This is a genomic window from Micromonospora sp. WMMD964 (assembly GCF_029581455.1).
Taxonomy (GTDB): domain Bacteria; phylum Actinomycetota; class Actinomycetes; order Mycobacteriales; family Micromonosporaceae; genus Micromonospora.
In genome coordinates, this window is record NZ_CP120860.1 from 301,804 (window position 1) to 323,562 (window position 21,759).

At 71.8% G+C, this 21,759-nt stretch carries 16 protein-coding genes and 1 riboswitch; of the genes, 6 read left to right on the top strand and 10 right to left on the bottom strand.

Going from position 1 to position 21,759, the window contains the following annotated elements; all coding sequences use genetic code 11:
- Positions 1-16 precede the first annotated feature (16 nt).
- Together O7616_RS01375 and O7616_RS01380 are read right to left on the bottom strand one after the other, a co-directional pair.
- On the bottom strand, positions 17-874 hold the full coding sequence (locus O7616_RS01375) for an ABC transporter permease (protein ID WP_282305309.1): 858 nt from the start codon (positions 872-874) through the stop codon (positions 17-19).
- A 102-nt stretch (positions 875-976) separates the two neighbouring features.
- Positions 977-2,008 carry an ABC transporter substrate-binding protein gene (locus O7616_RS01380; protein ID WP_282305310.1) on the bottom strand — a complete coding sequence of 344 codons (1,032 nt, stop codon included), beginning with the start codon at positions 2,006-2,008 and terminating at the stop codon, positions 977-979.
- Between the two features lie 266 nt (positions 2,009-2,274).
- Between O7616_RS01380 and O7616_RS01385 the strand changes: the two genes are divergently transcribed.
- The 4 genes from O7616_RS01385 to O7616_RS01400 all read left to right on the top strand — a co-directional run bounded on the left by O7616_RS01385 (position 2,275) and on the right by O7616_RS01400 (position 7,449).
- Positions 2,275-3,060, top strand: a complete 786-nt coding sequence (locus O7616_RS01385; RefSeq protein ID WP_278141694.1) for an ABC transporter ATP-binding protein — start codon at positions 2,275-2,277, stop codon at positions 3,058-3,060.
- A 2-nt stretch (positions 3,061-3,062) separates the two neighbouring features.
- Positions 3,063-4,013: an LLM class F420-dependent oxidoreductase gene (locus O7616_RS01390; RefSeq protein WP_282264488.1), complete on the top strand. Its 951-nt coding sequence runs from the start codon at positions 3,063-3,065 to the stop codon at positions 4,011-4,013.
- Positions 4,010-4,318 carry a cupin gene (locus O7616_RS01395; protein WP_282264487.1) on the top strand — a complete coding sequence of 103 codons (309 nt, stop codon included), beginning with the start codon at positions 4,010-4,012 and terminating at the stop codon, positions 4,316-4,318. The genes O7616_RS01390 and O7616_RS01395 overlap by 4 nt, the downstream gene beginning before the upstream one ends.
- Positions 4,319-4,395: 77 nt before the next feature.
- Positions 4,396-7,449, top strand: coding sequence for a hypothetical protein (locus O7616_RS01400; RefSeq protein ID WP_282305311.1), 3,054 nt, complete (start codon positions 4,396-4,398; stop codon positions 7,447-7,449).
- Between the two features lie 253 nt (positions 7,450-7,702).
- Here the strand turns inward: O7616_RS01400 and thiC are convergent, their stop codons facing one another.
- The 7 genes from thiC to thiE form a co-directional block, all read right to left on the bottom strand.
- Entirely contained in the window at positions 7,703-9,295 is a 1,593-nt protein-coding gene (thiC, locus tag O7616_RS01405; RefSeq protein ID WP_282305312.1) for a phosphomethylpyrimidine synthase ThiC, read from the bottom strand.
- A 17-nt stretch (positions 9,296-9,312) separates the two neighbouring features.
- Entirely contained in the window at positions 9,313-10,098 is a 786-nt protein-coding gene (gene thiD / locus O7616_RS01410; RefSeq protein ID WP_282305313.1) for a bifunctional hydroxymethylpyrimidine kinase/phosphomethylpyrimidine kinase, read from the bottom strand.
- The gene (locus O7616_RS01415) at positions 10,095-10,868 is read right to left on the bottom strand and encodes a thiamine phosphate synthase (protein ID WP_282305314.1); all 774 of its coding nucleotides are present in this window, start codon (positions 10,866-10,868) and stop codon (positions 10,095-10,097) included. The genes thiD and O7616_RS01415 overlap by 4 nt, the downstream gene beginning before the upstream one ends.
- Positions 10,865-11,644: a thiazole synthase gene (locus tag O7616_RS01420; protein ID WP_282305315.1), complete on the bottom strand. Its 780-nt coding sequence runs from the start codon at positions 11,642-11,644 to the stop codon at positions 10,865-10,867. Before O7616_RS01420 ends, O7616_RS01415 begins: the two co-directional genes overlap by 4 nt.
- Positions 11,641-11,841: a sulfur carrier protein ThiS gene (thiS, locus tag O7616_RS01425; protein WP_282305316.1), complete on the bottom strand. Its 201-nt coding sequence runs from the start codon at positions 11,839-11,841 to the stop codon at positions 11,641-11,643. The genes O7616_RS01420 and thiS overlap by 4 nt, the downstream gene beginning before the upstream one ends.
- Positions 11,832-12,989 carry a glycine oxidase ThiO gene (gene thiO, locus O7616_RS01430; protein ID WP_282307808.1) on the bottom strand — a complete coding sequence of 386 codons (1,158 nt, stop codon included), beginning with the start codon at positions 12,987-12,989 and terminating at the stop codon, positions 11,832-11,834. The genes thiS and thiO overlap by 10 nt, the downstream gene beginning before the upstream one ends.
- The gene (gene thiE / locus O7616_RS01435; protein ID WP_282264480.1) at positions 12,986-13,612 is read right to left on the bottom strand and encodes a thiamine phosphate synthase; all 627 of its coding nucleotides are present in this window, start codon (positions 13,610-13,612) and stop codon (positions 12,986-12,988) included. Before thiE ends, thiO begins: the two co-directional genes overlap by 4 nt.
- Positions 13,607-13,716, bottom strand: a riboswitch (TPP riboswitch). (Overlaps the previous gene by 6 nt.)
- A 302-nt stretch (positions 13,717-14,018) precedes the next feature.
- Here thiE and O7616_RS01440 point away from each other — a divergent pair.
- Together O7616_RS01440 and O7616_RS01445 are read left to right on the top strand one after the other, a co-directional pair.
- Positions 14,019-19,850 carry a ThuA domain-containing protein gene (locus O7616_RS01440; protein ID WP_282305317.1) on the top strand — a complete coding sequence of 1,944 codons (5,832 nt, stop codon included), beginning with the start codon at positions 14,019-14,021 and terminating at the stop codon, positions 19,848-19,850.
- Positions 19,851-19,921: 71 nt separating this feature from the next.
- A complete protein-coding gene (locus tag O7616_RS01445; protein ID WP_282305318.1) occupies positions 19,922-20,464 on the top strand; it encodes a hypothetical protein in 543 nt (180 codons plus the stop codon).
- A gap of 171 nt (positions 20,465-20,635) precedes the next feature.
- Here O7616_RS01445 and O7616_RS01450 read toward each other — a convergent pair whose 3' ends face one another.
- A complete protein-coding gene (locus tag O7616_RS01450; RefSeq protein WP_282307500.1) occupies positions 20,636-21,580 on the bottom strand; it encodes an aldo/keto reductase in 945 nt (314 codons plus the stop codon).
- Positions 21,581-21,759: the final 179 nt, after the last annotated feature.

Here is a 21,759-nt window from a genome sequence, read left to right on the forward strand (position 1 = left end):
TTGGTGTTCTTTGTTGTCAGCGGCTGCTGGTGGTTTCGCGGACCCAGGGCAGGGCCATCCGCTCGGTGAGCAGGAGCGCCGAGTAGAGCAGGATGCTGACCAGGGCCACCAGCATGATCGCCGCCCAGGCGGTGGCGGTGTCGCCGACACCGGCGTACTGCGTGATGACGAAGCCGAGGCCACTCTCGCCGGCCTGGAACTCACCGATCACCGCGCCGATCGCGGCCAACGGCATGGCCACCTTGAGCCCGACGAAGATCTGCGGCAGCGCGGCCGGGAAGCGCACCTTGCGGAACGCCTGCCAGCGGGACGCGTTCCAGGACCGCACCAGTTCGGCCAGGTCCGCCGGGGTGGTGGTGAGGCCGGTGGCGGTCGACAGCACGATCGGGAAGAAGCAGAGCAGGAACACCATGGTGAGGATCGGCGTCTGGCCCCAGCCGAACGCCACCACCAGCAGCGGGCCCAGCGTGATCTTCGGCACCGCGTTCACCGCGACCAGGAGCGGGGTGAACATCCGTTCGACCGTGCGCGAGCTGGCCAGCGACAGTCCGATCAGGACACCGGCGGCGACCGAGAGGGCGAAGCCGTACAGGATCTCCAGCATCGTGTCCCAGGTGTGCCCCAGCATCTGAGCGGGCTTGTCGACGAACGCGGTGAGTACCTCGCCGGGCGGCGGCAGCGCCGCGGGGTGGATCAGCTCCAGCCGGGCGGTCAACCACCACACCGCCAGAGCGATCAGGAGGCCGACCGCGGGCAGCGCCGCCCCGGCTCCGGCCCGGAGACCGGCACCCCGACCCGCACGCCCCGACTCGGGGCCGGCACCCGGGGCCGGGGTCGCCGCCACCGCCGGGTCCGCTGACCGGATGTCGGTCATCTTGTCCTCCTCGAAAATCCCACGGCCCCTGGGGGCCGACGAGCGACGGGGGTACGCCCCGCCGGGATCGGCGGAACGTACCCCCTGGTGACGACCGGACGATCAGGCCTTCGGCGCGAGGCTGAAGTCGATGATCTGCTCGGGGGTGATGTTCTGCTTCAGCGCGCCCGCGCCCTGCAGGATGGCGATGCTCTTGGCGACCCGGCCGCTGTCCAGGGTGCCGATCGCGGTGCCGGTGTTGCCGGAACGGACGTACGCGGCCATCAGCTCGAGTTCGGCGGCGGCGGCGACCGGGTTGGTGGCGTCGATGTTCTTCTTCAGGATGTCGCCGGCCTCCTTGGAGTTGGCCAGGCTGTACTCCAGGCCCTTGAGCAGCGCCGCGGTGAATCGCTTCACCATCTCGGGCTTCTCCTTGGCGATCTTCGAGGAGGTGATCAGCACGTTGCCGTAGAGGTCCTGCATCACGTTGCTGTACGGCAGCATGACGGCCTTCTTCTTGGCCACCGCCTCGATGGTCGGCTGACCGACGACGAACTGGCCGATGCCGTCCACCGAGCCGGTGCCCAGCATGCCGATCAGGCCCTGCGCCTCACCGTTGACCCAGGTCACCTTGTTGACGTCCACACCGGCGAGCCGGGCGTACGTCGGGAACAGGTTGCGGACCACGGAACCGGGGGTGTCGGCGAGCTTCTTGCCCTCCAGGTCCTTCGGGGAGGCGATGTTCTTGCCCTCGACCGAGGCGATGCCGGCCATGGTGCGCTGCTGGATCGCGGCCACCACGGTGAAGTCCTTCGCCTGGCCGTTGCCGACCTGGAGCAGGCTGCCGGTGAGGTCGACCGGGCCGAAGTCGGCCTGGCCGCCCACGATGGTCTGGATCACGCCGCCGGTGCCCTGACCGGGCTTGATCTCGACGTCGAAACCGGCCTCCTTGAAGAAGCCCTTCTCCTTCGCCACCCAGGCGTAGGAGTCACGGCCGAAGTTGCCGAAGGAGGTGAGGTAGGTCACCTTCTCCAGGCTCTTGCTGTCGCCGCCCTTGGCGTCGTCGGCCGAGTCCGACCCGCTGCTGCAGGCGGAGACAAAGGCGAGGGCGGTGGCCAGCGCGGCCGTAGCGACCGTACGGGTCAGCCTTCTCATCAAAGCACCATGTCCTTTCCGACCGGGCCTGACCGGCACCGGAGGGGTTGTCATGACGGGCCGGCAAGAGGGGCGGAAGCCGGCGCCGCCGTCGTGGGGGGACTCTTCGCGGGCACAGCGTACGAGAAACCCACACTTGCGACGCCAGGTGCATCGGGTTGCGGAACGGAAACAACCTGACGACCACCCCGGACGGTGCGATACACCGAAGGGCGGGCTAGCCTTTGTCGGATTCCTGACCGTCCACTCAGCGGAGGCCGCCGGAGATGATCCGACTGTCCGGAGTGTCCCGTACCTTCGAAGGCCGGTCCGGCCGGGTGGAAGCGCTGCGCGGCATCGACCTCGACGTCGCCGAGGGTGAGTTCGTGGCGGTGCTCGGCCGCTCCGGCTGCGGAAAGTCCACGCTGCTGCGGCTCATCGCCGGGCTGCTCCCGCTGACCGCCGGCGAGATCACTGTGGCCGGTACGCCGATCGCCCGCCCGCGCCAGGACATCGCCATGCTGTTCCAGAAACCGGCGCTGCTGCCCTGGCGCACCGTGCTGGACAACGTCCTGCTGCCGGTGGAGATCTTCGGCTGGAGCCGCGCCAAGCACCGCGAGCGGGCTCGGCAGTTGCTCGACGTGGCCGGTCTGGCCGGCTTCGAGAAGCGCCTGCCGCACGAACTCTCCGGTGGCATGCAGCAGCGGGTCTCGCTGTGCCGGTCGTTGATCGGCGAACCCCGGGTGATGCTGATGGACGAGCCGTTCTCCGCGCTCGACGCGCTCACCCGCGAGGAACTGTCCGGCGAACTCCAGCGGGTGCACATGGAGAACAAGCCGACCATCGTCTTCGTCACCCACTCGATCGACGAGGCGGTGCTGCTCGCCGACCGGGTGGTCGTGCTGAGCCCCCGCCCCGGCCGGATCCGCAAGGTGCTCGACGTCGACATCCCCCGGCCCCGCACCCTGGGCCGCAACGCCCACCTGGCCGACGTCGCTCGCGTCAGCGCCGACCTCCACGAGCTGTTGATGGAACGCGACGAGCCGGCCGCGGCCGGTGCGGAAGGACGATGAACATGCGGGTGTCGGTCTTCACCGAACCCCACCGGGGCGCCACCTACGACACCCAACTCCGGTTCGCCCGGTCGGTCGAGGCCTGCGGGTACGAGGGTTTCCTCCGCGCCGACCACTACCAGGCGATGGGTGCCGACCCGGGCCTGCCCGGCCCGACGGACGCCTGGCTGACCCTCGCCGCGCTGGCCCGGGAGACCGAACGGATCCGACTCGGCACCCTGGTGACGTCGGCCACCTTCCGCCCGCCCGGCCCGCTCGCGGTGATGGTCGCGCAGGTCGACCAGATGAGCGGCGGTCGCGTCGAGCTGGGCATCGGCGCCGGCTGGTACGAGCGCGAGCACACGTCGTACGGCATTCCGTTCCCGGCGGTCGGCGAACGCTTCGACCGGCTCGCCGAGCAGCTCGAGGTGATCACCGGGCTGTGGGGAACCCCGTCCGGCGAGACCTACAGCTTCACCGGCGACCACTACCGGTTGGTGGACGCGCCGGCCCTGCCCAAGCCGGTGCAGGTGCCCGGGCCGCCGATCATCGTGGGCGGCCGCGGCCCCAAACGCACCCCGGAGCTGGCCGCCCGGTACGCCGACGAGTTCAACATGCCGTTCAAGTCCGTCGCGGAGACCGCCGCCGCGTACGACCGGGTACGGGAGGCGAGCGAGCGCACCGGGCGGACGGAGTCCGGGCGGGCGCCGCTGGTGCTGTCCGCCGGGATCGTCGTGGCCATCGGCCGGACCGACGAGGAGGCCCGGCGGCGGGCGGCACCCCTGCACGAGAAGAGCGCCCTTCCGCCGGAGGACCCGGTGGTCGGCTCACCCGCGCAGCTCGCCCAGCGGATCGGCGAGTTCGCCGCGATCGGCGCCACCCGGGTACACCTGCGTCTGATCGACTTCGACGACCTCGACCACCTCGAACTGATCGCCGCCGAGGTCCTTCCCCAACTGGACGGAGAACGATGACCGACGTGATCGACGGAACCGAACTCGGCCCGGTGGGCCAGGAGATCGTGTTCGAGAACGACCGGGTCCGGGTCTGGCACATCCGCCTCGAGCCCGGCGAGCGGCAGCCGCTGCACCGGCACGACCACCCGTATCTGGTGGTGGCGATCGAGGGCGCGAAGAACGTCGTACAGACGATCGACGGCACCCTGATCGACGCCGACGAGCCCACCGGTGGCGTGGTCTACCGGGATCCGGGCGCGGTCCATATGCTCACCAATGTCGGAGACACGACTTACCTGGCCCGGCTGGTCGAGCTCAAGTAGACCCGCCGAGCGCGGGCCGGCGCGCCGCGCGGCGCGCCGGTGGCGATCGGGTGTACCAGGTGCGTAACGTGCCCGACATGGCCTTTCGGACCTGGGGCAGACTGCTGCTCACGGCGCTCGGGGTGAGCGTGCTGGCCGGGGCCGGCCAGCTCGGCGTCGCGTACGGTTTCGGCATCGTCCGGCTGACCGGCGCCTTCACCGGTACGACCGTCAATCAGTGGCCGACCCAGCTCGTCTGGGTCGGTTGGTTCGCCGCGAACGCCGCCGTCGTCGGCGCGGTCCTGACCGGACGCCTCGCGCGCCGCGACGCACCCGCGCCCACCACCGGTCGTCAGTTGGCGATCGGTGCCGCGGCGGCGCTCGGTGCCACAGTCATCGCTCCGCTCTGCATGCAGCCCGCCCGCGCCGCCGAGTTGATCTCGGTGGACCCGGTGTGGGCGGTGGGCATCTGCGCCGTACTCGGAGCGGTGATCGGAGCGGGTGCGGCGATCGCTGTCCTGCTCCGGCCCGAGTTGGGCTGGAACATGGCAGCCGTCGCCGGTGCGGTCTGGCTACTGGCGCTGATCTCGGTGCTGCCGTCGCTCGGCACGACCGGCCCCCTGCCGACGGTCCGGCTCGGCGTCCTGGAGCCGAGCTGGCTGGACGACGCCGCCGCGCAACGGCTGGCGCTGCTCCTGCTGCCCATCGTGGCCCTGCTGGCCGGCGGGGCGACCGCCGGTCTGGCCCGTTGGCGGGGTCAGGCACCACTGATCAGCGGAGCCACCGGGGTGGCCGGTCCGGTGCTGGTCGCGTTCGCCTACCTGACCGCCGGCCCGGGTGACGCGGTGGACCGCTATCAGGCCACCCCGTACTACGGTTCGTTGATCGCGATCCTCGCCGGTGCGCTCGGCGCGGCGGCCGCCGCGCTGCTGCGGTGGCCCGTCGGCGCCCGTGGCGCGGAGCCGCAGGCGATCGAGCCCTCCGACATCCTGCGCCCGCTGCCCGCAGGCCCGGAGCTGCCCGGCGCGACGTCGGCGGATTCGTCGAACGAGCCGGCCACCGCCGACCGCGCCGCCGTCGAGCCGCCCGCCGACCCGAAGCCGGCCACCGTCGTTCCAGGTCCGTGGTCCGCCGAGGGCTCCGATGGTGTACGCACCGTCCCCGCCCACTGGGACTGGCCGACGTCCACCGCGAGCGGCCAACACGGTCCGGCCCCGACCGCTGCGACCACCCCTGACACGCCCGCGAAGCCGGCGTCCTGGCTGACCGACCCGACCGGCGAGTTCACCGCCGAAGCGCGGACCCGCAGGCTCAGCCCGGAGGAAGGCACCTCCTCGGCCGGTCCCGAGCGCACGCCCACCGCCGACGTCACCAGCACGACCAGCGCCGCCTCGACCAGCAGCAAGGCCGGTCGTGCGGGTGGGGTCAGCCCGGCCGGTGACGATCCGACCGACAGCGCGACAACGCGCACGAACGGCCTACCGACCGGCGAGCGCAGCATCGGCACGAGCAGCACGGGCGCGACCAACACGGGCATGACCAGCGCGGGCACGGCTGGCACGGACGCGGTCGGCACGGCTGCGACCAGCACGACTGCGGCCGGCCCCGGCACGACGAACACGGTCACGGGCAGCACGACTCCGGCCAGCACGGCTGCGACCAGCACGACTCCGGCCAGCACGGCTGCGGCGAGCACGGCTGCGGCGAGCACGGCTGCGGCGAGCACGAGCACGAGCACGGGCGCTGAGACGGGCGCGGGTGCGGGTGCGGGTGCGGGTGCGGCCAGCACCGGCACGGGCAGCACCGGCACAGGCACCACGGATGCGGGCAGCACGGGTGCGGGCGATACCGCTGCGCCGCTCAAGCCTCGGCGGGCGCGCAAGCCGAAGGTCGACCCGGATGCCACCTCCGACCTCCCGGGCGACCGGTCGCCGACCGAGTCGAGGGGCACCGACGGTACGGCTACCGGACGCACGCGGAAGGTCACCGGGCCCGGCAGGTCCGACGACCGCACCGGTTCCGGCTCGCCGATGCCCAGCGCCGGGCGTCCGGCCACCGGGTCCGACCGGGCGACCAAGACGCCCTCCGAGGCCCGCGCGACGGCAGAGGCCCCGGCCGCAGCCACCGACGCGGCAGGAACCGCGACCACCGCAACCGGCCCGGCGAAGCCCTCGACGTCGGCAACCGACGCGGCGGACGTCCCAACCGGCACGGCACATGCCCCGATCGCTGCGGTGGCCGAGGCGGTCGACCCCTCACGCGCCCCGGCCACCAGCGCGAAGAGGCAATCGGCCAACGCCAGGACGGCCGACCCGAAGACGCCACCGGCCACCGGGACCAGCCCAGCGTCCGAGATGGCCGACCCGAAGGCGGGCTCGCCGCGTACCCCGGTCGGCGCAACCGCCGACTCCACCGCGCCACCGGCGGATGTGGCCGGTGGGTCCGCCGCCGACCGGGCCGGCGATGCCGCCGGGGTGCGGGCGGCGACCGAGGACACGTCCGCCGCTGGGTTGTTCGGGTCCACGACCACCGGCGACCCGGACACGGACCGCTGGACGCCCGCGCGATCGCCCTGGCCGGTCAGCTCGGCGTGGACGGTGCCACCGCAGGCACCTGCGCAGGAGTCGACGGCTTCGGACGCGCCCGCCGGGTCGGAACCGTCCGGACCGACACCGACACCGACACCGACACCGAGGCCCCGGCACCGGGCGCCGCTGCCGGACCTGAGTCGGGCCAGCACCTGGAACGCCTTCGACACGACCCGACGCACCGGACCGACCGAGTCGACTGATCGTCCGGGTCCGGCAGCGAGCAGCGAAACCGCAGCCCCGCCGGAGCGCGCGAGCGCACCGGATCTCTCGGCCACTGGCTCCGGCACCGAAGACCCGGCGAGCGTCGACACGACACCGACGCCGGAGAAGGTGGCGGAACAGCCTTCCCGGCGCGGACGGCTCGGGGGTCTCTTCCGCCGAAACCGGTCCCGAGGCGAGGAGAGCCAGCAGCCGGACGGCGCGACGGAACCGCTGCCGGCCCAGGACGAGGAGTTCGTCGACTGGGTCGCGGGGCTCAGCAAGCCGGTGTCGGACAACGAGCCGGAGCAGGGGAAGGCGCGCCGATCGCTGCGCTCCACCGGTCGGCACCACCGCGAGTAGGTCCCGCTGATCCACTCGGGTTCACCGAAGTCGGGCCATCCCGCCCGGCCGGACACCGCGACATCGGTGAACCCGAGTGGATCATCCTGCGGCGTCCGCTGGCCGGACCGGTCGGCAGGCCGCGCCGACCGGCCCGCAGGCCGAGCCGACCGTTGCCCAGGCCGCGCCGGGAGGGCTAGGCCGAGCCGACCGTCGCGCAGGCGGCGCCAGGACGGCTAGACGGCTAGGCCGAGCCGAGCCGAGCCCGGCACCGTCAGGCCAGCGGCAGGTAGACCCGGCCACCTCCGGAGACGAACTCCTCCGACTTGTCCTTCATGCCGCGGGCCGCGTACTCCTTCAGCTCCTGGGTGATCTTCATCGAGCAGAACTTCGGGCCGCACATCGAGCAGAAGTGCGCCGTCTTCGCGGGCTCGGCGGGCAGTGTCGCGTCGTGGTACGACCGGGCGGTCTCCGGGTCCAGTGAGAGGTTGAACTGGTCCTCCCAGCGGAACTCGAACCGCGCCTTGGACAGCGCGTCGTCCCACGCCTGCGCCCCCGGGTGCCCCTTGGCCAGGTCCGCCGCGTGCGCGGCGATCTTGTACGCGATCACGCCCGCCTTCACGTCGTCGCGGTCCGGCAGGCCGAGGTGCTCCTTCGGGGTGACGTAGCAGAGCATCGCGGTGCCGAACATGCCGATCATCGCGGCACCGATCGCCGAGGTGATGTGGTCGTACGCCGGCGCGATGTCGGTGGTCAGCGGCCCGAGCGTGTAGAAGGGCGCCTCGTGGCACCACTCCTGCTGGAGGTCCACGTTCTCCTTGATCTTGTGCATCGGCACGTGGCCCGGGCCTTCGATCATCACCTGGACGTCGTACTCCCAGGCGATCTTCGTCAGTTCGCCGAGGGTACGCAGCTCGGCGAACTGCGCCTCGTCGTTGGCGTCCGCGATCGAACCGGGGCGCAGCCCGTCACCGAGGGAGAACGTCACGTCGTACTTCGCGAGGATCGCGCACAGCTCGGCGAAGTTGGTGTAGAGGAAGTTCTCCTCGTGGTGCGCCAGGCACCACGCCGCCATGATCGAGCCGCCCCGGGAGACGATGCCGGTGACCCGGTCCACGGCCAGCGGCACGTACGGCAGCAGCACCCCGGCGTGCACGGTCATGTAGTCCACGCCCTGCTCGGCCTGCTCGATGACGGTGTCCCGGAACACCTCCCAGCTCAGCTTCACCGGGTCACCACCGACCTTCTCCAACGCCTGGTAGATCGGCACGGTCCCGATCGGCACCGGCGAGTTCCGCACGATCGCCTCGCGGGTCTCGTGGATCCGCTTGCCGGTGGACAGGTCCATCACGGTGTCCGCACCCCACCGGGTGGCCCAGGTGAGCTTCTCCACCTCCTCGGCGACCGACGAGCTGACCGCCGAGGTGCCGATGTTGGCGTTCACCTTGACCAGGAACGCCTTACCGATGATCGCCGGCTCACACTCGGGGTGGTTCACGTTGAGCGGCAGCACCGCCCGGCCGGCGGCGATCTCGGCCCGGACCAGCTCCGAGTCGACGTTCTCCCGGATCGCCACGAACTCCATCTCCGGCGTCACCACACCGGCCCGCGCGTACGCGAGCTGCGTCGGGCGGCGTCCGTCCACCCCGGCCAGTGGCGTACCCGCGCCCCGCACCGGCGCCACGTCGCCCCGCTCGGCGATCCACGGGCCCCGCAACGCGGGCAGCCCCACCGATGGGTCCGACCCCGGGCCGGACGTGTCGTAGAGCCGCACCGGCGGATGGTCACCGGTCAGCTCCACCTCCGCGAACGGCACCCGGACATCCGGTCGCGAACCCTCGACGTACACCTTGCCTCGTGCCTGCATGACAGCCTCCCTGGTGATCAAGCGGGCCAGCCGAAGTGGTTCAGCGGTCCGCGCCCCGCGCCCAGCTCCCAACTCCGCGCGCCGGTCAGCGCGCGGAGCACGTACTCCTTGGCGGCCCCCACCGCCGCCGGCACCGGATCGCCCAGCGCGAGCCGCACCGCGATCGCCGCCGAGAACGAGCACCCGGTGCCGTGGGTGTGCCGCGTGTCCACCCGTGGTGCGCGCAGCACTGTGGTGACCCCGCCGCCGTGCAGCACGTCGACCGCCTCGCCACCGCCCAGGTCGCCGCCGGTGACCACCACGTACTCCGGTCCGCCGTCCGCGAGCGCCTCGGCGGCGACGACCATCCCCGCCACGTCGTCGACCGAACGTCCGGTGATGGCCGCGGCCTCCGCGCAGTTCGGCGTCGCCACAGTGGCGTACGGCAGCAGTCGCTCCACCGCACCCACCACGCCGAGCCGGTGACCACTCGTGGCGACCAGCACCGGGTCGACGACGAGGTGGGGCAGTCGACCGTCCCGTGCGGCCCCGGCCACCACGTCGGCGACCGCCGGGGTGCCGAGCATCCCCGTCTTCACGGCCGCGACGGTGAAATCCGCGAGCACGCTGTCCAACTGCTCGGTGACGGTGCGCGGGGGCATCGGCAGCACGGCGTCGACACCGGTGGTGTTCTGCGCGGTGACCGCCGTGAGGACGCTGGTGCCGTACGCGCCGAGCGCCGCGAAGACCTTGAGGTCGGCCTGGATGCCCGCGCCGCCGCCGGAGTCCGAGCCGGCGATCGTCAGCAGTGTCTGGGGGGTCATGCTTTCTCCCCTGTGGTTGCGGTTGAGGGCTGCGGCCGACTTGTGGTTGCGGTTGGGGGCTGCGGCCGACCGTGCCCACTCCGGGCGGTCAGGCTTGATCCCTGCGTGGGCACGGTCGGCCGCAGCCCTGACTCGGAGACCTGGGTGCCACCGAGCCGGGTTTTGGTCAGAACAGGGGTGACCGCCTTTTCATAGGCGCTGGTCAGGGTGGCGGCTGTTTCTCTGGGATCTTGTGATCGCATGATCGCGCCCAGGACGGCTATGCCTGCTGCTCCTGCTCTTACGCTGGCGGTTACCTGTTGTGGGGTTTCGATTCCGCCGAGGGCCAGCACGGGCACGGGGCTGACCTCGACAAGCTTTCGCAGGCCGTCGGAGCCAAGGGGTGGGCCGTAGCCCGGTTTTGTTCTGGTCGGGTAGACCGGGGAGATGGTGGCGTAGTGCTCGGTGGTCAGGCGGTCCAACTCGGCCTTGTCGTGGCAGGAGCGGCCGACGACGGTGTGGGTCGGTGGTGGGTACGGACCGGCGGCCGGTAGGTGGACCGCGTCGCCTCCGAGCGGGTCGGGACCGGCGACGACGAGGGTCCCGCCGACGTCGGCGAGGATCGCGCGCAGGTCGGCGGCGAGGGCGGCGCGTTCGGCTCGGGGCAGGTCCTTCTCCCGCAGCACCACCCAGCGCACTCCCCCGGCCACGGCCCCCGCCACGACCCGGTCGAGCCGGTCCCGGGCCACGAGCCGGTCGGTCAGCACGACGACGCCGTCCGGCCCGGTCACAGGTCGGGTCTTCCCTCGTCGGGGGTGGAGGCGAGCGCGTGGAAGCGTCGGGCGATCCGACCGGCACCGGCCGCCAGGTGTCCCGCCTCGACCGCGTACCGCATCGCGGTCGCCATCGCCACCGGGTCGGCCGCCCGGGTGACAGCGCTGGCCAGCAGCACCCCGTCGCAGCCCAACTCCATGGCCAGGGCGGCGTCGGAGGCGGTGCCGATGCCCGCGTCGAGGATCACCGGAACGTCCACACCCTGCCGGATGAGCCGGATGTGGTGCGGGTTGCCGATGCCGAGCCCCGACCCGATCGGTGAGCCGGCCGGCATCACCGCCGCGCAGCCCACGTCGGCGAGGCGACGCGCCAACACCGGGTCGTCGCTGGTGTACGGCAGCACGGTGAAGCCGTCGGCGACCAGCTCCTCGGCGGCGCGGAGCAGTTCCACCCCGTCGGGCAGCAGCGTGCGCTCGTCGCCGATCACCTCCAGTTTGACCCAGTCGGTGTCGAACGCGTCCCGGGCCAGCCGGGCCACCTTGACCGCCTCGGTCGCGGTGTGACAGCCGGCGGTGTTCGGCAGCAGGCGTACCCCGCACCGGTCCAGCAGGTCCAGCAATCCGCCGGTGGAGCCCGGAGCGGTGCCCACCCGACGCAACGCCAGCGTGACCAGCTCGGTGCCGGACGCCCGGATCGCCTGCTCCAGGACGTGCAGGTTCGCGGCACCGCCGGTGCCGAGGATCAACCGCGAGGTGAACGTCTCCCCGCCCAGTTCGAACGGCATGCCGCTCACCCGCCCTGCGCCGCGGTGAGCACCTCGACCCGGTCGCCGTCGCGCAGCGCCGTGGCCGGCCAACCCGCCCGGGGTACGACCTCGCCGTTGACGGCGACCGCCACCCCGCGCTGTTCGGGCACGATGTCGCGCACCAGGTCGGCGACCGACGTGCCACCCGGCACGCTGCGTCCGGCCCCGTTCACCGTCAACTCCACTGGTCCCCCTCCGTGCTGCGATCAGAGCTGCCGCCGGGCGTCCGGGCGGAGAACCGCTCCGGGCGCAACGGCGTGAGCAGCGGGTCGGGTCCGCCGCCGAGCACCAGATCCGCGATCAGGTCGGCGGTGATCGGGGCGAGCACGATGCCGTGCCGGTGATGCCCGGTGGCGGCCAGGACGTCCGGACGGCCGGGCAGCGGGCCGAGGATCGGCGCGTTGTCCGGGGTGCCTGGGCGCAGCCCGGCGACCGCCTCGACCAGGTCGTACTCGGCCAGCTCGGGCAGCAGGTCGACTCCGGCGCGCAGCAGGCGCTGCACGGCACCGGCGGTGACAGTGGTGTCCGACCGCTCCTCGACTGTCGCGCCGAGCACGACCTCGCCGTCGGCACGGGGCACGAGGTAGACGGGTTCGCCGTCGGCGTACCCCCGGATCACGTGCCGGAAGCCCGGCGCGACGCCGTCGGGCGCGCGGAGCCGGAGGATCTGGCCCTTGACCGGCCGCACCGGCAGACCGGTGAGTGCCGCGGCCCCGCAGCCGGCGGCGACCACAGTGACCCGGGCGTCCACATCGGACAGCCGCTGAACGGGTCGCGGCACGAGGACCGCGCCGGCCTGCTGCGCCGCCACGCGCAGCGCCGGCACCAGCAGTCGGGGGTCCACCTGGTGGTCGGTCGGCGCGAGCGCGCCGCCGCGCACTCTCGGGGCGAGCGCCGGCTCGTGGTCGCGCAGCTCACTGGGGCGCAGCGGGGTCACCGGAAGTCCCAACCCCTGTTGGTACGCCCAGAGCCGGCGCGCCTCGGCCAGGTCGTCGCCGGTGAGCCCGACCATCAGCGTGCCCTCGGTCCGGTAGCCGATCTCGACGCCGGTCACCTCGGTCAGCTCGGCGGCGAACCCCGGCCAGCGGGCGGCGGACGCCAGGAGCAGTTCGGTCAGCTGCCGCTCACCGAAGTACGCCTCGGCGACCGGGGAGAGCATGCCGGCGGCCACCGCGGAGGCCCCCGATCCGGGTGCCGGATCGTGCACCACCACCCGCAGCCCCCGGGTGGCACAGCGCCAGGCGATGGACAGCCCGATCGGCCCCGCCCCCACCACCGCCACATCCGGCCGGACCCGGTCGCTCGACGGCGGTGACGGGAACCGGCCGGTCAGCACGTCAGCGCCTCGATCAGCTCGGCCGTCGCCCGGGCCGGGTCGGCGGCAGCGGAGACGGCACCGACGACGGCCACCCCGTACGCCCCGGCGGCCCGCAGCGCCGGCACCCGCGCGGCGGTCACTCCGCCGATCGCGATGACCGGCACGTCGACGGCGTCGACGACGGCGCGTACCCCGGCGGGCCCGATGGGGTCGGGCAGGCCGGACTTGGTGCTGGTGGTGTGGCACGGCCCGACGCCCAGGTAGCCGGCTCCGGCGGCGACCGCCTCGGCGGCCGGACCCGGCGCGCGGGCGGTGGCACCGAGCACTCCGGCGGGGCCGAGCACCCGGCGGGCGGCGGCGACCGGCAGGTCGTCGGCCCCCACGTGCCCGCCGGCCGCGCCGACCGCCAGCGCCACGTGCAGCCGGTCGTTGACCAGGCAGGTCGCCTCGTACGGGGCACACAGCGCCAGCACCCGCCGGGCCAGGTCGTACGCCTCGCGGTCGGTGGCGGAGTCCTCGACCCGGACCTGCACCACCAGGTCGGCGCGGGCCGCGGTGAGGGCGGCCCGGACCACGGTGAGCGGGTCACGCCCGGGTCGGGTGTCGGTGATCAGATGCAGTCGCCCCAGGGACGGCACGGCAACACTCCTCCCTGCGCCGGCATTACCCGGATCAGGTTCGACGGTCGGGGGCTGTCAGCCCCCCTCTCAGCCCGGTACACCGGGCTCCCGTGGGTTACTTGCGTGTCACCGTACGACAGATCCGCCGGTCTGCCAAGGCGGGGTCGGCGGCGTCCGGGCGGGCCGCGACGAACAAGATCGATGGGGCACTTCATACGGTCCTGTTCGGAATGTCGCCCGCCGTTGCAGAACCGTTACCCGTCGGCATCTTGCCCGACATCGAGCCAGCCGAATTAATTTGTTCAGCGATTCGACAAAATGTCGGTGGGGCACCCTGGCACGGCGTCACCACCGGCTCCACGAGGGAGGGCGTTCGGCGAGCCGACTCCCGCGAGCTCTCTGTCACTACGACACAGGAGGCGGCGTGTCCCGTTCTCGTCGTGCCCGCGTACCCATCACCGCAACACTCATCTCCCTGGCCATGGCCTCGACCACCCTGTTCGGCACGCCTGCCCAGGCAGCCGCCCAGGTCCCCCCACGAGAGGCGCCGGCCGGCGCCCCGGTCAGCCAGGTGGTGCCCAAGGCACCAAAGGCAGCGGCCGATCCCTTCTCCGTCCTGATCTTCTCCAAGACTGCCGGCTTCCGGCACGACTCCATCCCCACCGGCATCGCCGCTATCCAGCAGCTCGGTGCCGCCAACGGATTCACCGTTGACAACTCCGAGGACGGCGCCGCATTCAACGACGCCAACCTGGCGAAGTACAAGGCGGTGATCTGGCTCTCCACCACCGGTGACGTGCTCAACGCCGAGCAGCAGGCGGCGTTCGAGCGCTACGTGAAGGCCGGCGGCGGCTACGTCGGCATCCACGCCGCGTCGGACACCGAGTACAACTGGCCCTGGTACGGCGACCTGGTCGGCGCGTACTTCGCCAACCACCCGCAGAACCAGCAGGCCACCGTGAAGGTGGAGGACCACGCGCACCCGTCCACCGCCGAGTTGCCGGACCGCTGGTCCCGCTTCGACGAGTGGTACAACTACCAGACCAACCCGCGGCCGGACGTGCACGTGCTGGCCAGCCTGGACGAGAAGAGTTACACGGCCGGTGCCGGCGCGATGGGCGCCGACCACCCGATCGCCTGGTGTCAGGACTACGACGGTGGTCGTTCCTGGTACACCGGCGGCGGCCACACCCGGGAGTCGTACGCCGAGCCCGGCTTCCTCTCCCACCTGCTCGGCGGCATCCGCACCGCGGCAGGTGTCCAGGACGCCGACTGCGGCGCCTCGAAGACCTCGAACTTCGAGAAGGTGGCGCTGGACAGCAACACCAGCAACCCGATGGAGTTGGACATCGCCCCCGACGGGCGGGTCTTCTACATCGAGCGTGACGGTCGCGTGCAGATCATCAAGCCGGACACCGGCAACACCGTCACCGCCGTCGACCTGGACGTCTTCACCGGCAACGAGGACGGCCTGATCGGCATCCGGCTCGACCCGGACTTCGCCACCAACAACTGGGTGTACCTGTACTACGCCCCGAACGACGGGGTCGCCCGCAACCTGCTGTCCCGGTTCACGGTGACCGGCGACACCATCAACCCGGCCAGTGAGAAGCAGGTGCTGCGGGTCGACACCCAGCGCAACACCTGCTGCCACGCCGGCGGCAGCATGACGTTCGACAGCGAGGGCAACCTCTACCTGGCCACCGGTGACAACACCAACCCGTTCGAGTCGAACTCGTACACGCCGATCGACGAGCGGGCGGGCCGCCAGGACTACGACGCGCAGCGCACCTCGGCCAACACGAACGACCTGCGCGGCAAGGTGATCCGGATCCACCCGGAGGACGACGGGACGTACACCGTTCCGGCCGGCAACCTCTTCCCGGCGGGCACCGAGAAGACCCGTCCCGAGATCTACGCGATGGGCTTCCGCAACCCGTTCCGGATCGGCACCGACCCGAAGACCAACACGCTGTACGTCGGCGACTACGGGCCGGACGCCAACTCGGACAACCCGAACCGGGGCCCGCGCGGTCTGGTCGAGTGGAACATCGTCACCCCGGGCAACTACGGCTGGCCGTACTGCACGGGCACGAACGAGGCGTACAACGACTACACGTTCCCGTCCGGGCCGAGCGGCCCGAAGTTCGACTGCGCCGCACCGGTCAACAACTCGCCCAACAACACCGGTCTGACCAACCTCCCGCCGGTCGTCCCGGCGACCGTCGACTACGGGTACGCCGGTGACGCGCGCTACCCGGAGATCGGCGGCGGCGGCGCCCCGATGGGTGGCCCGGTCTACCGCTACGACGCCGACCTCGACTCCACCCGCAAGTGGCCGGCGTACTACGACGGCAAGGCGCTGCTCGGCGAGTGGAACCAGAACAAGATGTACACGATGCAGGTGACTGCCGACGGCAAGTCGCTTGTGGACATCAACCAGCTGCTCACCGGCATGAGCATGATCCGGCCGATGGACTTCGAGTTCGGCCCCGACGGCGCGCTGTACCTGATCGAGTGGGGCAGCGGCTTCGGCGGCAACAACGACAACTCGGGCGTCTACCGGATCGACTACACCGCCGGTGACCGCGCGCCGATCGCGGCGGCGTCCGCCACCCCGACCTCGGGTGCGGCACCGTTGACGGTCACCTTCTCCAGTGCCGGATCCCGGGACCCGGACGGTGGCACGCTCACCTACGCCTGGGCCTTCGGCGACGGGCAGACCTCCACCGAGGCGAACCCGACGCACACCTACGCCGCGGCGGGCAACTACACCGCCCAGCTCACCGTCACCAACCCGAAGGGCCGTACCGCGGTGGCCAACGTGCCGATCACCGTGGGCAACACGTCCCCGACTGTCACGATCGAGTTCCCGCCGGACGGTGGATTCTTCGAGTGGGGTGACCAGGTCCGCTACTCGATCAAGGTGACCGACCCGGAGGACGGGGAGATCGACTGTGACCGGGTCAACCTCCAGGTCCTGCTGGGCCACGACGAGCACGCCCACCCGCTGGAGCAGCACACCGGCTGCACCGGCACCGTCCAGACGTCGCTCGCCTCCGGGCACGGCGCCGAGGCGAACGTGTTCGCGGTCTTCGAGGCCACCTACACCGATGACGGTGGCGCCGGCGGGGCCAGCCCGCTCACCGGTCGGGTGATCGAGGTCCTGCAGCCCAAGCGCAAGCAGGCCGAGTTCTTCACCGCCACCGGGCGCGCTCCGGTGAGCACCGGCGGCGGCGACGCCGGCGTGCAGCGGGAGACCGGCTCCGACACCGCCGGCGGCGGGCAGAACATCGGGTTCATCGAGGACGGCGACTGGTGGTCGCTCGCCCCCGCGGACCTGACCAACATCACCGAGATCCGCTTCCGGGCCGCCTCGGCCGCCGCGGGTGGTCGGATCGAGGTCCGCGCGGGTGCGGTCGACGGACCGGTGGTCGCCACGGCGACCGTGCCGGCGACCGGTGCGTGGCAGACGTACACGGATGTGAGCGCGCCGGTCACCGGTGCCGCGAGCGGCTCGCTGTACTTCCTGGCCCGCGACCCGAACGGCGGCACCGGTTCGCTGTTCAACGTCAACTGGATGGACTTCGTCGGCCGCGGTGTCACCGAGAACGCGCCGCCGGTGGTCAGCGCCACGGCCAACCCGGCCACCGGCACCGCACCGGTCACCGTCGCCTTCGACGGCACGGCCACCGACGCCGAGGGCGACACCCCGTTGACGTACGCCTGGGACTTCGGTGACGGGGGCACGGCGACCACTCTGGACGCCGGCCACACCTACACCACCGCGGGCACGTTCACGGCCACCCTCACGGTGACCGACAGCAAGGGCGCCAAGGCGTACGCCACGGTGCCGGTGCGGGTGGACGCTCCGGACACGTCCTGCTTCGGGGCGCGTTCGGACGACTTCAACGGCAACAGCCTCGACAAGGAGCGCTGGACCAGCGTCATCCGGGAGAACCAGCTCTACTCGCTCAGTGGCGGCGCGCTCCAGCTGCCCACCGCTGTTGGTGACCTCTACGGCGCTCGCAACGACGCCACGAACCTGGTGCTCCAGGCGGCGCCGACCGGTGCCTGGGAGATGACCACCAAGGTCACCCTCCCGGTGACGGCCAACTACCAGCAGGCAGGTCTGCTGGTGTACGGCGACGACGACAACTACGCCAAGCTGGACCTGCTGTACAACGGCAGCCGTCGGGTGGAGTTCATCCGGGAGACGGCCGGCACGCCTCGCAACGAGGCCGCCGACGCCACCAACGCACCGGCCGGTGACACCGTGTACCTGCGGGTCACCAGCGACGGGACGAACCTGACCGCGGCCGTCTCGGCCGACGGGCAGACCTTCACCCCGGTCGGCCGTTCGGCCGCGCTCGCCGGCATCACCAACCCGCGCATCGGGGTCTTCGCCCTCAACGGCGGCACCGAGGCACCGGTCGTCAACGCGGCCTTCGATTCGTTCCAGGTCACGCCGGACGCCCCGGCCGGCCCGGTCGACCCGTCGGACGAGTTCAACGGTGACACCTTGGACAAGTGCCGGTGGGACGCGATCCTTCGGGAGGACCCGACCGGTTACCGGGTCACCGGTGGCGCGCTGCGCATCGACGTGCCCAACGGTGACATCTACGGCACCGACAACACCGGGCCGAAGAACTTCATCCTCCAGACCGCGCCCTCGGGCGACTGGACCCTGGAGACGAAGGTCGACGGCAGCCTGCTGAACGAGCAGTACCAGCAGGCCGGTCTGCTCGTGCAGGCCGACGACGACAACTACCTGAAGTTCGACTTCATCGCGGACAACCAGGCCGGCTCGGCGGTGACGCGGCGGATCGAGTTCCGCAGCGAGATCGGTGGGGCGGTCCAGAACCCGCAGCCGGAGGCGACCAGCCTGACCAGTGCCGTGTGGCACCTCCGGTTGGCCCGCACCGGCGACACGTTCACCGCGTCATACTCGGCCGACGGGACGACCTGGACCGCGTTGGAGGCGCTGACCAACACCGCGGTGGGTGCCACCCCGAAGGTCGGGTTGTTCACCCTCGGCGCCAACCAGACGGCCTCGAAGACCGCCGCGTTCGACTACTTCCGGTTGAGCACGGAGGTGGCCGACGAGACCGCGCCGGTGACCACGTCGTCGGTGTCCGGCACCCCGACCGAGGGGTGGTACACCGGGGCGGTGACGGTGACCCTCACCGCCGCCGACGAGGCCGGCGGCAGCGGGCTCGCCACCACCGAGTACCAGCTGGACGGTGCCACCACCTGGACGGCGTACACCGCCCCGGTGGAGGTCACCGGTGACGGCGAGCACGAGCTGCGGTTCCGCTCGACCGACAAGGCCGGCAACGTGGAGGCGACGAAGACCGTCTCGGTCAAGATCGACGCCACCGCGCCGGTGACCACCGCGACGTTCGCTCCGGCGAACGACGCCGGTTGGCACAACGGGACGATCCCGGTCGTGCTGGCCTCCACCGACGCCGGTTCGGGCGTCAAGACGGTGGAGTGGTCGCTGGACGGTGGGGCGTGGACGCCGTACACGACGCCGGTCGAGGTGACCGGTGACGGGCAGCACGAGCTGCTGTACCGCTCGACCGACAAGGCGGGCAACGCCGAGACGCTCAAGTCGGCGGTCCTGAAGATCGACGGCACCAAGCCGACGTTGCTGGTCTCCGGTATCGCCGACGGCCAGCTCTACGGTGACAGCCAGGACGTTCGGGTGTCCTGGCAGGCTGTCGACCCGACCTCGGGCATCGCGACCGTGGTCGGCAAGCTGGACGGCGAGGCGTACGCCAGCGGCACCCTGCAGGCCATGTACGAGCTGTCGCTCGGCCTGCACGAGCTGACCGTGACCGCGACCGACAAGGCGGGCAACGAGACCACCTCGACGGTCCGGTTCTTCGTCACCACCTCGTTCCGGGACATGCAGGGTCTGCTGGACCGGTTCAAGGCGACGGGTCGACTCTCGGCCAAGGCGCACAAGCAGCTGACCAACAAGCTCGACGCCGTCCGCAAGTCCGAGGCGGCCGGCGACGACAAGGCGGCGGTGCGGCAGCTGACCGCGTTCCGGACGCTCGCCTCCGACACCGCTCTGGTGGGCGAGGCGGAGGTCCGGGACGTCCTGATCCGGGACGCCGATGCCATGATCGTTCGGCTCGGTGGCGCGGCCAGTAAGGCCGGGGTGAAGGCGAACGACGGCGAATCGGTCAAGGGCACCGGACGGCTCGGTGGCGATGCCACCCGGCTCGCGCCCGGTCGCCAGCTCTGATCCGACGAGGCCCCTCCCCGACGCCACGGCGTCGGGGAGGGGCCTCCCTCATCCGTAGTGAGGAGATGTCCGTGACGGGTATCCGCAAGGCGTTGGCCGCCGTGTTCGTCGGACTGGCTCTGACGGTGTTCGCCGCTGCCCCGACGGCCGCTCAGGCGGCGCAGGCCGCGCAGGCCGACGAACTCAAACTCGTGGTGGCCGGCGACGGCGCCGAGGGGGTCACCATCCAGGCCACCTACCCCGACGGGCGTCGGCTGGACCAGGTGGTACGACTGGTCCTCACCGCCACCGGCCCGGACGGGCAGAAGGTCGGGCCGGTGCAGTTGGAACCGCAGCCCGAGGGGCAGGGCTTCTACAGCAGCGGCGCGGTGCTCACCGCCGGCACGTGGAAGGTGACCGTCAACTCCCCCGCCCCACTGTCGGGCAAGGCCACCGCGACGGTGCAGGCCCGGGCCGCGCAGACTCCGCCCGCGCCCGAGCCGGTCGCGGTGAACAAGCCGGCGGACGGCGGGGCGGGTGCCGGCTGGTGGCCGTACGCGGCGGCCGGCCTGGTCCTCGTCGCCCTGGCGATGGGGGTGGCCATGCTGTTCGGCCGCCGCCGCCCGACCACCTGACCCATCGGCAGTAGCCGACAGGGCCGGGCCGCGACAGCGGCCCGGCCCTGTTCCGTCTCTGCTTTCCTGAAGTCGGGGTGTCCCCAGCGACAGGTCACCCCGACTTTCAGGAACGCGAGTGGATCAACGCGGCGCGCGGCCTCGATCAACGGAACCGGCACGCCACCGCGCTCAGAGGATGGCGCGCAGCGCGGCCAGGTCCTCGTCGCCGGGCTCCCAGGTGCCGGCGGCGGCGTTGGCGAGGACCTGCTCCGGCGTGGTGGCACCGGCGATCACCGAGGTCACCGCCGGCTGGGCGGCCAGCCCACCGATCGCCACCTGGAGCATGCTCAGACCCCGCTCGGCCGCGTACGCCTCGATCGCCTCGATGGTGTCCCAGTCGGCTGCGGCGAGCCGCTCCGCGTACCGGCCACCGCCGGAGAGCCGGCTCCCGGCCGGGGGCTGCTCACTGCGCTTGTACTTGCCGGTGAGCAGGCCGTTGGCGAGTGGGAAGAACGGAAGCATGCCCAGCCCGAACCGCTCGCACGCGGGGATCACCTCGGTCTCCACGGACCGCTCCAGCAGGCTGTAGTGGTTCTGCGCGCTGATGAAGCGGGCCCGCCCGTTGGACGAGGCGACCCAGTCGGCGTCGGCGATCTGCCACCCGGCGAAGTTGGAGTTGCCCAGGTAGCGCACCTTGCCGTCGCGCACCAGGTCGTTCAGGGCGGCGAGGGTCTCGTCGATCGGGGTGCCCGGGTCGGGCTCGTGCATCTGGTACAGGTCGATGTGATCGGTGCCGAGCCGGCGCAGCGACGCCTCCACCGCTCGCGCGATGTAGCGGCGTGCGCCACGGGCGCCGAAGTCCGGCCCGTTGAGGCCGTGCATGTCCATGCCGAACTTGGTGGCCACCACCACGTCGTCCCGGCGGCCCTTGAGCGCCTGCCCGAGCAGTTCCTCGGAGCCGCCCTGCGGTTCACCGTAGATGTCGGCGGTGTCGAACAGGTTGATCCCGGCGTCCAGTGCCGCGTCCACCACCGCACGGGTGCCGTCGAGGTCGAGCTTGCGGCCGAAGTTGTTGCAGCCGATGCCGACCACGGACACCACGAGCCCGGAGTCGCCCAGCCGGCGATAGGTCATCTCTGTCACGACAACCACCCTATGCCTGTCAGGTGGCGGCCACCCCGGTAGAGGCTCAGCCGACCACCTCGGTGACCAGCTCGCGGGCGGCGGCGATGGTGGCCGCCGGCTCGGCGGGGCAGCGGCCGACGGCCCGGCCCTCCAGGGCCCGCCGAGGCGACGTCATCGCCCCGGCGGCC

What these genes read in the sequence shown, in the direction of transcription:
- thiD (WP_282305313.1), bottom strand. Translation starts at nt 10,098, where the DNA reads ATGACCCCCCAGACACTGCTGACGATCGCCGGCTCGGACTCCGGCGGC.
- O7616_RS01450 (WP_282307500.1), bottom strand. Translation starts at nt 21,580, where the DNA reads ATGACCTATCGCCGGCTGGGCGACTCCGGGCTCGTGGTGTCCGTGGTC.
- O7616_RS01380 (WP_282305310.1), bottom strand. Translation starts at nt 2,008, where the DNA reads ATGAGAAGGCTGACCCGTACGGTCGCTACGGCCGCGCTGGCCACCGCC.
- thiC (WP_282305312.1), bottom strand. Translation starts at nt 9,295, where the DNA reads ATGCAGGCACGAGGCAAGGTGTACGTCGAGGGTTCGCGACCGGATGTC.
- O7616_RS01385 (WP_278141694.1), top strand. Translation starts at nt 2,275, where the DNA reads ATGATCCGACTGTCCGGAGTGTCCCGTACCTTCGAAGGCCGGTCCGGC.
- O7616_RS01400 (WP_282305311.1), top strand. Translation starts at nt 4,396, where the DNA reads ATGGCCTTTCGGACCTGGGGCAGACTGCTGCTCACGGCGCTCGGGGTG.
- O7616_RS01375 (WP_282305309.1), bottom strand. Translation starts at nt 874, where the DNA reads ATGACCGACATCCGGTCAGCGGACCCGGCGGTGGCGGCGACCCCGGCC.
- O7616_RS01395 (WP_282264487.1), top strand. Translation starts at nt 4,010, where the DNA reads ATGACCGACGTGATCGACGGAACCGAACTCGGCCCGGTGGGCCAGGAG.
- O7616_RS01390 (WP_282264488.1), top strand. Translation starts at nt 3,063, where the DNA reads ATGCGGGTGTCGGTCTTCACCGAACCCCACCGGGGCGCCACCTACGAC.